At 58.8% G+C, this 10,376-nt stretch carries 7 protein-coding genes; 1 reads left to right on the forward strand and 6 read right to left on the reverse strand.

From position 1 onward, the window contains the following. Positions 1-737: 737 nt before the first annotated feature. The 3 genes from ACMLHG_RS12025 to ACMLHG_RS12035 all read right to left on the reverse strand — a co-directional run bounded on the left by ACMLHG_RS12025 (position 738) and on the right by ACMLHG_RS12035 (position 2,512). Positions 738-923 carry a hypothetical protein gene (locus ACMLHG_RS12025; RefSeq protein WP_417170642.1) on the reverse strand — a complete coding sequence of 62 codons (186 nt, stop codon included), beginning with the start codon at positions 921-923 and terminating at the stop codon, positions 738-740. Between the two features lie 249 nt (positions 924-1,172). After that, the gene (locus ACMLHG_RS12030; protein WP_417170643.1) at positions 1,173-2,117 is read right to left on the reverse strand and encodes a tyrosine recombinase XerC; all 945 of its coding nucleotides are present in this window, start codon (positions 2,115-2,117) and stop codon (positions 1,173-1,175) included. Positions 2,118-2,128: 11 nt separating this feature from the next. Then, positions 2,129-2,512, reverse strand: coding sequence for an META domain-containing protein (locus ACMLHG_RS12035; protein ID WP_417170644.1), 384 nt, complete (start codon positions 2,510-2,512; stop codon positions 2,129-2,131). Between the two features lie 148 nt (positions 2,513-2,660). On the opposite strand from ACMLHG_RS12035, the gene ACMLHG_RS12040 reads away from it, so the two are divergent. Next, positions 2,661-3,650, forward strand: a complete 990-nt coding sequence (locus ACMLHG_RS12040; RefSeq protein WP_417170645.1) for a hypothetical protein — start codon at positions 2,661-2,663, stop codon at positions 3,648-3,650. Between the two features lie 177 nt (positions 3,651-3,827). On the opposite strand, the gene ACMLHG_RS12045 is transcribed toward ACMLHG_RS12040, so the two are convergent. From ACMLHG_RS12045 to ACMLHG_RS12055, 3 genes are read right to left on the reverse strand one after another with little or no spacing between them, the layout of a single operon-like run. Then, positions 3,828-8,522, reverse strand: a complete 4,695-nt coding sequence (locus tag ACMLHG_RS12045) for a glycoside hydrolase family 2 TIM barrel-domain containing protein (RefSeq protein WP_417170646.1) — start codon at positions 8,520-8,522, stop codon at positions 3,828-3,830. Positions 8,523-8,539: 17 nt separating this feature from the next. After that, positions 8,540-9,550, reverse strand: a complete 1,011-nt coding sequence (locus ACMLHG_RS12050) for a hypothetical protein (protein WP_417170647.1) — start codon at positions 9,548-9,550, stop codon at positions 8,540-8,542. A gap of 43 nt (positions 9,551-9,593) precedes the next feature. After that, on the reverse strand, positions 9,594-10,109 hold the full coding sequence (locus ACMLHG_RS12055; RefSeq protein WP_417170648.1) for a hypothetical protein: 516 nt from the start codon (positions 10,107-10,109) through the stop codon (positions 9,594-9,596). Positions 10,110-10,376 lie beyond the last annotated feature (267 nt).

Consider the following 10,376-nt stretch of genomic DNA (forward strand, 5'->3'; position numbering starts at 1 on the left):
ACGCGAAAGCACACGAAAGTCCCCATCCCACCCTAGTGGATTAGAAACGATGAAAAGCCGTCCTTTTCTTGTCGTTGTTTTGAAGTCCCCATCCCACCCTTGTGGATTAGAAACTCCGCGTCGAGCACCACCAGCCCGGCAATGGTCGCAGTCCCCATCCCACCCTAGTGGATTTGAAACTCGCGTGTTCCTCTCTTCGGACCGGTCCGACTGGTCCGTTCCCATCCCACCCTAGTGGATTTGAACTTTGTAATTCTCCCCAAAATATCATACTATTTCAACGATCACGCAATTAATAGGAGTGGGGTGGACGCATGAAATTTTTTCCTCTGATCTTTGGACCATGGGCTTTCCTGGCCGGTCTCCAGCTGTTCTATTTGATCGACTGCATGTGATTCCTTCCATCCGGCCATCGGGGAAATGGGATCGAACGGCGCAAATGCTGGCAGGAAGCACTCCCCCGGGAAAAACATCCGTTCAAGTATTAACCTTCGAGCACCTTCGGGTCTCCCATTTTGCGCCAGGAATCCCACTCCAGAAAAGCGGTTTCGACAGGCAGCTCGCCTTGTCGAACAGCATAATTGTGAAAAAGAGTTTTTCCAGCACGCCGGCTATTTGAAATTCTCCAAAAAAATGTTATACTATTACAACGATCACGTAATTTATAAGTGAGTGGGGGCGAACTCATGGAATCGGTGTCTTCCATCCTTACTGTAATCATTGGGGGAGGCCTTGGTCTAATCTTTGGAGTTGGTTTTGTTATATTTGGTATATGGGTAATCTTCAGTTGTTATAAACTGCTGTTTCTGATCGGCTGCATGTTGTTTCTGCCGCCCGGTCATCGGCTGAACGTCATGGAACGGCGCAAATGCTGGCAGGAAGCGCACCCGGGGAAAAAGCACCCGTTCAAATACTAGCATCATCCCCATTTTCTCCCTTTATCCCATATTCCCCCAAAGGCACAATCATGGAATCACTTTTCTGCATTGCCGCACTTATCCTCCTTGGCTATCTGATGATCGCACCATTTTTCCGCCTTCGGAAAAACACGGCTTCCGATGGTATTGCGTCCTGATTGTGATCTATCTGTTTTCAAGCGGTACAAGCTCTGCGGCAGGCAAAGGAACGGAATGCCCCCTCCCGTACGGCAAATGCCCCTCCCCCCGTCGGCGCTACTTGGCGCGGGGATGCGCCTCTTTGTACACCTCTTTCATCCGCTCCGCACTGACGTGGGTGTAGATCTGCGTGGTGCTGAGATTCTCATGACCGAGCATCTCCTGCACGCTCCGCAGATCCGCGCCCGCATCCAGCAGGTGCGTCGCAAACGAATGGCGCAGTTTGTGCGGCGTAAGATCCGGCGGAAGCCCCGCCGTCAACAGGTAATTCTTCAGATTCCGCTGAAACGAGCGCGGCGTCAGCCGCTCCCCCGCCTGATTGAGAAACACCGGCGCCCCCGGAGCACGGCCGGCTCCCAGGCCGGCGCGAAGTTTCAGATAGGCCCGGAGCGCCCGCTCCGCCGGGCGGCCGAGCACTGCGAGACGCTCCTTTTTCCCCTTCCCGCGCACCTTGACCACGCCACCGATGAGGTCGAGATCGCCGTAATTCAACCCGACCGCCTCGCTGATCCGCAGTCCGCCGGAGTAGATCACTTCGATCATCGCCAGATCCCGGGCGGCAGAAAAGGCGGCGGACTCCTCCGACTTCGGAATTCCCGCCGCCAGCGCCTGACGCCAGAACTCGTCGACCGCCGCAGTCAGCCGGTCGATCTGATTGATGCTCATCACCAGCGGCAGCGGCTGGTCCGCCTTGATCGGCGGCAGCCGGAGAAACGGATTCTCCTTCACCAGCTCCGACCGGACCAGGTAACGGAAAAAGGAACGCATCGCCGAAAGTTTGCGCTGCATCGAACGCTTGCCGTCCCCCGCCTCATGAAGCCGGAGCAGAAAGATCTTCGCGTCGTCGCGGTCCACGCCGCCCCAGTCGTTGAACGATTCCTCCCCGCCCTTGACCCGGGTGATGAACTCCAGAATGTCGCTCGAATACGCCTCCACGGTATGCTCGGAAGCGTTCCGCTCCGCGCGCAAATACCGGAGAAAATCCGCCGCATATCCCTTCATGGCGCGCCTCCTCACTCCGTTTCCGGGAACCCGGGTTCTCCCCGGAATTCGGCCAGCACCCGGCGCTGCTCATCCAGCAACGAGAGCGACCGCCCCCGGATGGCATAGAAGGCGGTCAGCCGGAGCACCGCGAGGAAACGCTCCTCGTACGCCCGGTTCGGTCCGAGACGGCGGGTGACGCTCAGCGGCCCGATCTGCATCCCATCGCCCCGGAGGCGGTACTCCCCGAAAAACCGGTTGTCGCCGGTGGAGCCGCTGAGCTCGCCATCCACCTGAAAGAGCAGCCGGACATCGGATTCCAATGCCGGAACAGGCGCCTCCCCGCCGTCGAGCATCACCGGGCGCCACACGCTGCCGGCAAGCGGCAGGGGAACCTCCTCTTCCTCCGGAAACATACTGCAACCGGCAGAAAAAATCAGTAGAAAAGCAGAAACCAAGAACAAAATCGGATTTTTTTTCATTTTCGATTGTACCTGTCCGAAATTCAAGTATATTATCAGTAAATCTACCACAAAAGACAACATTTTCAAGGGAGTGTTCAAGATGACAAGACAATTCGGAACTCTGCTGTTCGGAGCCATTCTCAGCGCGCTGACCCTCCAGGCCGGAGAAGAGGGAACCGTCACCGCCCGTCTGCTCAACGTCCGGATGAAACCGGAGCTCCGTGCGCCCGCCGTGATGAAACTGCGCGCGGGCGACAAGGTGGACGTGCTCTCCCTGCAGGGGGAGTTCTATGAGATTACCGCGCCGGCGAAGACGCCGGTCTACGTTTCGGAGGTCTTTCTGCGTGACGGGAAGGTGACTTCGCCGGTCAACATGCGCATGGACATGGCGCAGGAGGCCCCCAGCTACGGACTGCTTCCGGCGGGAACCGTCGTCAAAGTGGAACGCACCACCCGCCACAACTGGGCGAAAATCGCGCCGCCGGAAGGGCTGAAGCTCTACGTGGCCAAAAGCTACGTGAAGGTCGCCGCTCCGGTGACGGCAGCGGCCGCCGCTCCCGCGGCAAAGCCGGAAACCGCCCCGGCCAAAGTCCAGACGGAGGCTCCGGCCCCGGCGGAAAAGCCGGCGGAAAAGCCGGCGGAAAAACCGGCCGCAAAGCCGGAAAACAAGCCGGCAGTGAAACCGGTGGAAAAAGCCCCGGCTGCAACTCCGGCGCCGGAGAAAGAGGCCCAGCCTGCGGCGACGGCCAAGCCGGTTCCGCCGGAGGAAAAGCCCGCGCCCGCGGCCGCGCCGGATAAGATGGATCTGGAGCTCAAGGCGATCGGCGTCGATCTTACAAAGGGGGAAAAGGTTACCGCCACCGGCTATCTGGTCGCGGTTCCGAGCAGCACGACCCGTGCCGCCGACTTTGCGCTGATGAAGAGCAACAGCCGCGGCGAGTATGAGAACAGCTACTTTGTCTGCGCGTCGGACAACGCGGAACTCAAGAAAATCGCCGAACACGTCGTCGAACTCTCCGGCACCGTCTACCGGGTTCCGAACTGGAAAACTCCGGTGCTGAAAGCCGAGAAAGCCACGCTGAAGAAATAATTCCGCACATTGAACGATCAATTTCGGGCCGGCTTGCCAAATCAGGCAAGCCGGCCCGAAAAATTCAAGATTCCCGGTCGATCCTGGACAACCGTCCCGCAACAGGGGCTCAGTCATCCCCTCCCGGATTGGGAGAGACGGAACGGCCGGGAAGATCGCGGGAGTTCCGTCTCCCGTTCACCAGCGGTAATACCGGTAGGGATCATCATCCGCCAGTGGCTCGTCATAATAGAAATGGAACGTGCGGGGGAATTTCAGTTCGGGAATTCCCAGTATGCCGCCTTTGTTCCGCAGGTCACGGCAGAGCACTGCAATGGTGTTGCGTCCCGCCTTCAACCAATCCGGCGCCAATGCATAGCTGCGCGCAACCTTCCAGTAATCCTTCGGATTTGTCCGCGCGGAAACTTCGCCGAGCAAACGACCGTTGAGCCAGATCCAGGACTCATCATCCACGCTGCCGAACGAAAGTTCCGCAGGAAATTTCGCATACGCGGCCGGCAGCTCAAATTCCAACCGATACCAGAAGAAACCGTCGTAATTGGCCAGCTCTTCAAACTGATTGTCAAAACAGCCGGGAACCGCAACCGGCCGCCAAGAACCATCCGGTTGAAAATCATGCCGGAAAAATCCCTGCTTCCGTCCGGAATTTTCCGGGTCCTCCACTCCCCGCCAGGAATCGTTCGGCAGCTGGAAGCGGATATTGCCGGCCGCCTCGCCGAAAAGGGAGAAGAAACCGGTACGGAATTCCGCGCCGAGATTGGCCAGCAGCCGGGCGCCCAGAAACGCGGAACGACGGCGGCAGGTGCGGTAGTAAAACTCCTCTTCATCAAATTTCCAGGGCGGCAGCTGAAATGCCACAATGGTGCCCCGCCCCAGTTTCTTCCGATCGAGCGAACAGCCGCCTGCCGCATCTGCGGGGAATGCATCCATCTGCATGCCGCCGCGCCAGTGAAGATCCGCATTGCTGATGCCGAGAAATTCCGGGTTGTCGTGAAGAGCCGGCACAAAATCGGAATAGCAGCGGCGCGTCTCCACGCGGAATCCTCCGGGCAGAATCTCCTCCAGTTCCGCCCGGGAAAGTCCCAGGGCCAGCACGTTGCACCCGTTCCGCAACGCGGCGGTCAACTCTCCGGGGCGAGCTCCCGAGGCGAGGACCAGCAGCGTATCGGAATCAAGCGTTTCCTCCGGCGTCCACGGTTTGAACGGCACCTTCAGCGCTGTCAAGTAACCGGCCCCGACCGCATCGCCCAGAAAAAACACCTTTCTCACGTTCCCGGTCCGGGCGCGATCCAGATAGAGCAATGCGTCGCCGAGCACCTTCTCCGCTTCCGGGTCCGGGGTCGACCGCCCCGACACCGCCAGCTGGCAGAAAAGCATCTTCCCCCTGCCTTCGGACAACAGCAGCAGCGGCGAATATTGCAGATCAAACCCGCACTGCAACAACGGAAGCCAGTTGCCGACCGGGGGTTTCTCCAACAGCACCTCCGTCAGAGCCCCGCGGTTGCCGGCCCGCCAGACGCGCGCGTTGCGGAAGCCATTCCAATCCCACTGGGGACTGCCGGTTTCGTACGCGGCCACCGCGAGCATGGGCGGCAGCAGGGTGGCCTGCCCGCGCCAGTCATGCAGGTCGGGGAAATGGCGGATTCCGTTGGAAAAGAGTTCCCGGAACCCCTGTTCGGTGTAACGCAGTCCAAGCCGGGCAAACTCCTGTGACGGCTGTTCGAGCAGCAGGACCTTCAACCCGTTGCGAAGCGGTTCCGCCAGCGGGAACGGCAGTCCGGCAAGTCCGTTGCGACCGATGATCAGCAGCTGAATTCCGTTCAGATCCTCCGCCGTCTTCACCGGATGTGCCGACACGCCGAGCTGTTTGAGCAACACCATGGCACTCCCCTCCGGATCCCAGCAGCCGACACGGCTGCGCAGAGTGACGGTGCGCGGTTGAATCACGTCGATGACAAACCGGTCCGTCCTCTTTTTCGAACCGGAAAACTCCAGCTCCGCCCGGATTTCCAGCGGCCCGGAGACCGTTTCCGGAATCGAAAACTCCAGCGGCAGCAGATGCCGCTCCCCGGCCGCGACCGGAAGCGTTCCCTCTTCTCTCAGCCCAAGCGCAGGGACCTCCCAACGCCATTTCACCTCTTTCGTTTTCCGGCTGTGATTGAGCAGGACCAGCGATTTTCGCACCCGCTCACCGGGGCGGAAGTTATGCCCGAGTTCCGTGAATTCATCCACCTGTCCGCCAATCCAGCCGAGCTCATCCTGAAAATCGGAACGGATTCCCGCGCCGGTCGGCGTTTCGCGGAATCTGGCCAGAGGATTCAGAATCGCCTCGCCGGCGGAATAGAAGAGATCCGGCACGACGCCCGGCTGTTTCAGCCGTTCAAACCGCCGGGGATTGTGCCGGGGCCGGTCGCCGGGACCGGTCTGCTTCCAGCAGAGGAACTGATCCCAGGGCAGAAGTCCGGAGATGCCCCGGGCGCGCATGTCACGGAAATTTTTCGAAATGAAATAGTTCCGCACTTCGTGAACGTCGCGGATGTCGTTGAGGAAGGTATTGGCTCCCAGCCGGCTGAAGAAAACCGGCCGATTCCCCTTGAGCATCGACTCCTGGCGGTCGTACAGGAATTTTTTTGCCGGATCGGCACGGTAGGCCTTTTCTCCCAGAATTGCGGCATTGAACTCATTGACCCAGAGGCATTGCCGGGCCGCGCTCCGCCAGATGAAGGCGGGGCCGCGGTAGCTGGACCAGCTTGCGACGTGCGGAAGTCCCCACTCAACAAAAAACACCGGCATCCGCCCCGAATGCTCCCAGCACTCCAACCAGTCGCTGCGCTCCTGACGCGGAGCCCAGTTCAAATAGCAGTTCAGCGTGAAAAGATCTCCCAGATTGCCGCTTTCGTGGTGATAAACCGGGCGGGAGGGATCCAGTTCCCGGGCGATGCGCGCGGCGATATCGGCGTTTCGCCGGAGATCGAATGCACTGGAGAAGACCACATCTTCCGGCTTGTAGCCGGTACCGAGCCGGGCGGGATTCTGATCCCCGGCATATCCGGTGGCATTGTGATTCATTGCGTACATGATCACGCCGGGAACATTCTGAAGGCGCCGAATCAGATGTTCCGCCTGTCTCCGATAGGCCAGAGCGGTCGCCGGATCGCGCATATTCAGGTGAAAATCCCGGACGTGGGGCAGCGTAAGTGCGGTCAGCATCCCGCGCCGCGATGTTTCACGATGAAAACTGGTCAGGTGGCTGACCACGCCGGGCTGAAAGTTGTAGTTCAAGCCGATCAGAAAATTCGCCCCGAGCCGGCGGGATTCCCGGACCAGATGTTCGATCCACTCCGGGGAAGCATACAACGGCGTCAGCGGAGTTCGTGCCGCCAGCGCCCGCAAATAGAGTTTGCTCCCGTTGAGAAACAGAAACCGCCCCTCCGTCCAGAACTCCCGGAATCCGAACTCCTCTTCCAGAAATTCATCGAGCAGTGCCCCGCTTTCCGAGAACAGGCGCAGTTTCACCGTATAGAGATTTTCCGGGGAATCCAAATCCCACAGCTTGGCGTTCGACCAGCTCTCCTGAAAGGTGTGGCGAAAGTTCCGCTCCTTTGCCGGGAAGAGTTCGGAACGGATTGTTTTTACCCGGCGCCCATGCTCCGCGATCTCCGCCTCCAGCCGGTAGGTTCCCGCCGGCAGAGCCTCCAGCCCGACATCGAAGCGAATCATGCTCTTCCTGACCGATGGCAGAACCAGCACATCGCGGATCACCGCCGCTTCCGGACGAGACTCCAGATAGAGATCACCGGTGATTCCCCGATTGACCAGTCCCCCCTCCGTCTTCACCAGCCGGCCGGGAGCCATGAAGACCACATTCTCTCCGGGAGTCGCCCGAACCAGCAGCACAAGCTCATGGCTTCGCCCGGGAATCAACTTCCCGGTGAGATCGACCTCGCCGCCTGGGTAATAGAGTTCGCCCGCCTCCTTCTTGTCGACATAGATTTTGGCACAGGTCTGCACCATATCGGCGCAGAGCAGAATCCGGCGCCCTTTCCAGGCGGGATCAACCGTGATCTCCCGGCGGTAAAATCCGCCATTGAGCTGTTTGAGATCCAACGACTTGCGAACCGAATCAGAAAGGATCAACTCCATGCCGTTGCGCGTGACCGGCCAGGAACCCGGAACTTTGAAATACCCCCAGCCGGAACCCGTTTCCGGAATTTTCCCGACGGGATCCCCCGGGAGTTCCGGACGGAACTCCCACAGGCCGTTCAGGTAAATCCGTTCCCGGGTCGGCGTGGAGAGCCGCCATGCATCGCGCAACGAGAACAACGCCTCCCGTGTCATCCCCTCGGGGAGCGCGGCATCCTGATGGGGGATACGCTCAGACGAAACTTCCTCCAGACGGACCTCCAGAAACTCCACCTTGCCGGAGAGGCCGAAGTTCGCCGGCTTCAACCGGAGCGTCTTCGCCCCCTCGGGAACCGGATACACCCTTTCGCACTGCTGCAGCCCGGTGGTACCGGAGACAACAAACACCTTCGGCCAGGGGCCAACCGCATTGCCGTCTTTGTCATGAAACCGCATCGCCATGCTTCCCCCCTGCCATTTCGCCTTGCCGGGGACCAGATCCGTGGAGCGCATCTTCATTTTCAGAATCAGATAGCGGCTTTCCGGAGAGAGCGGCAGCGAATAACTGAAATTGCCGCAGGGCCCGGAGAGGGAGAAGTCGACCGTTTCCCCTCTCTGCACAACGGTTGCATTAGCCGGGACGAAGGTTGACCGGAGTTTTCCGGTTTCCGGGTCCAGCAGGAGGTTGGCGGAATACAGGGCATGCGCGCCGAGAAACGCAACCAGGAAAAGATGTTTCAGCAAACTCACTTCGATCTCCTCGACGTTCAAAGATTGCGGTCAAAGCGCAAAGAAAGATCCTCTATTTCAACGTTTCCCGCCGTCCCCAGATTTGCCGGTTCCAGGATCAGGCAGGTGGCGCCGGCGGGAATCTCATAGCGACGGGAAAACTCCTGCCACGGGGTCGTTCCGTCTCCCTGCGGGACATTCGGCCACGGCCCGACGCCGTCATTGCCCTTGTAGAACCGCATGGCGATTCTGGCGTTGTGCCATTTCTGCTTCCCCGACTGGACCCCGGTCAATTTCCAGCGCATGGAAAGAGTGACCGCTTTCCAGTCCGGACTCACGGGAATCTTCAGCCGGGCTTTCCCGTTCCCTTCAATCGTCGCATTCAGCCGGCCGTTCTTCACCTGCAACGTACAATTCCGGCCGGAAAGTCCCTGTTCCGGCACGCCTCCCGGTGCCGGGGCGATCAGCAGGTTTTGCTCCGGCGTGAGCTGTGCCTGCGGAACGGCGGCTTCCGGGGCGGCGGGCGTGACAGCCGGAGCCGTGGAACGCTTGTACTGATCGAGCTGTTTGAGCTCCTCTATCTGGACCTCCTTGAACTCCACCTTGCCCGATTGGCCGAAATTGGCCGGTTTCAGCCGGAGGGTCACCGCGTTTTCCGGAATGGGATACACGCGTTCACACGTCTGAAGTCCGGTGGTACCGGAGACGACAAACACCTTCGGCCAAGGGCCGACCGCCTTGCCGTCTTTGTCATGAAACCGCATCGCCATGCTTCCCGCCTGCCATTTCGCCTTGCCGGGCACCAGATCGGTAGAACGCATCTTCATGCGCAGAACCAGATACCGGCTTTCCGGAGAGAGCGGCAGCGAATAGCTGAAATTTCCGCAGGAGCCAGTCAGAACAAAGTCCACTTTGTCGCCCTGCTGTTCGACCACGGCATTGGCGGGCACCCGCGTCGAGCGCACCACTCCGGTCGCCGGATCAATCAGAAGATTGGCCGCTTGAAGCGTACCGAGCAGAAGGGCGGAAAAACAAACCAGCAGTTTCATACGATATCATCCTTTCCTGTTAAGTCGCTCGCCGGTTCCAGAGTTATTCCGCGGCGAATACGATGGTGAGACTGTATTTTTTATAGAGAGTGCCGCTGCCGGCGGCTGAAACGTGCCCATCCCCCCAGGCCGAGTTGACCATCCACCGGTTGTGTGCGGTCCACGGTGAGGAGCCCCAGTCCTTGGGACCATCCGCGGTGAGTTTGGATTTCGAACTGCCGTCCGGCGCCTTTCCATCTGCAAGGAAAAGAAATTCGGAAGGACTGCGGAGAAGTTTGAAATTGACAAAACTCACCGTATCGGTTTTAATCCGGGCGCTGAGCTGCTGATGCCCCCGGTTGACATATCTGCCCAGAAAATTTGCCGGATAGGCATAGTCGGAGACATATTGATAATCGCTGCGATTCTCGGGCTGTTCCACGAATTTCGCTTTCGGGCAGTTGTAGGAGTTCCACTCGCCTTTTCTGAGGTATCCCCCGAGTGCCAGACAGGCGGACCAGGTCTGTTCAATCTTGTTGACGGTGCCATCCACCAGAATGACATCATTATATTCATTCATATACATTCTGGTTTTCATCATCATCTGTTTCAAGTTGTTGCGACATTGTGCATCCCGCCCCTTCTCCCGGGCCTGATTGAGAGCGGGCAGCAGCAGCGCGGCAAGAATCGCGATGACTGCAATCGTTACTATGACAACTTGTTAAATATACAATATGGCGTATATTAAAACAAGTAGAATGAGGAGCAAAAACAATGAAAGCACTGATTTATGCACGTCAGAGCAGCGGTAAGGATGATTTTTCGGAGTCAGTGGAGGCCCAGATTG

The organism is Victivallis sp. (genome assembly GCF_048170485.1).
In the GTDB taxonomy this organism is placed as follows: Bacteria; Verrucomicrobiota; Lentisphaeria; order Victivallales; family Victivallaceae; genus Victivallis.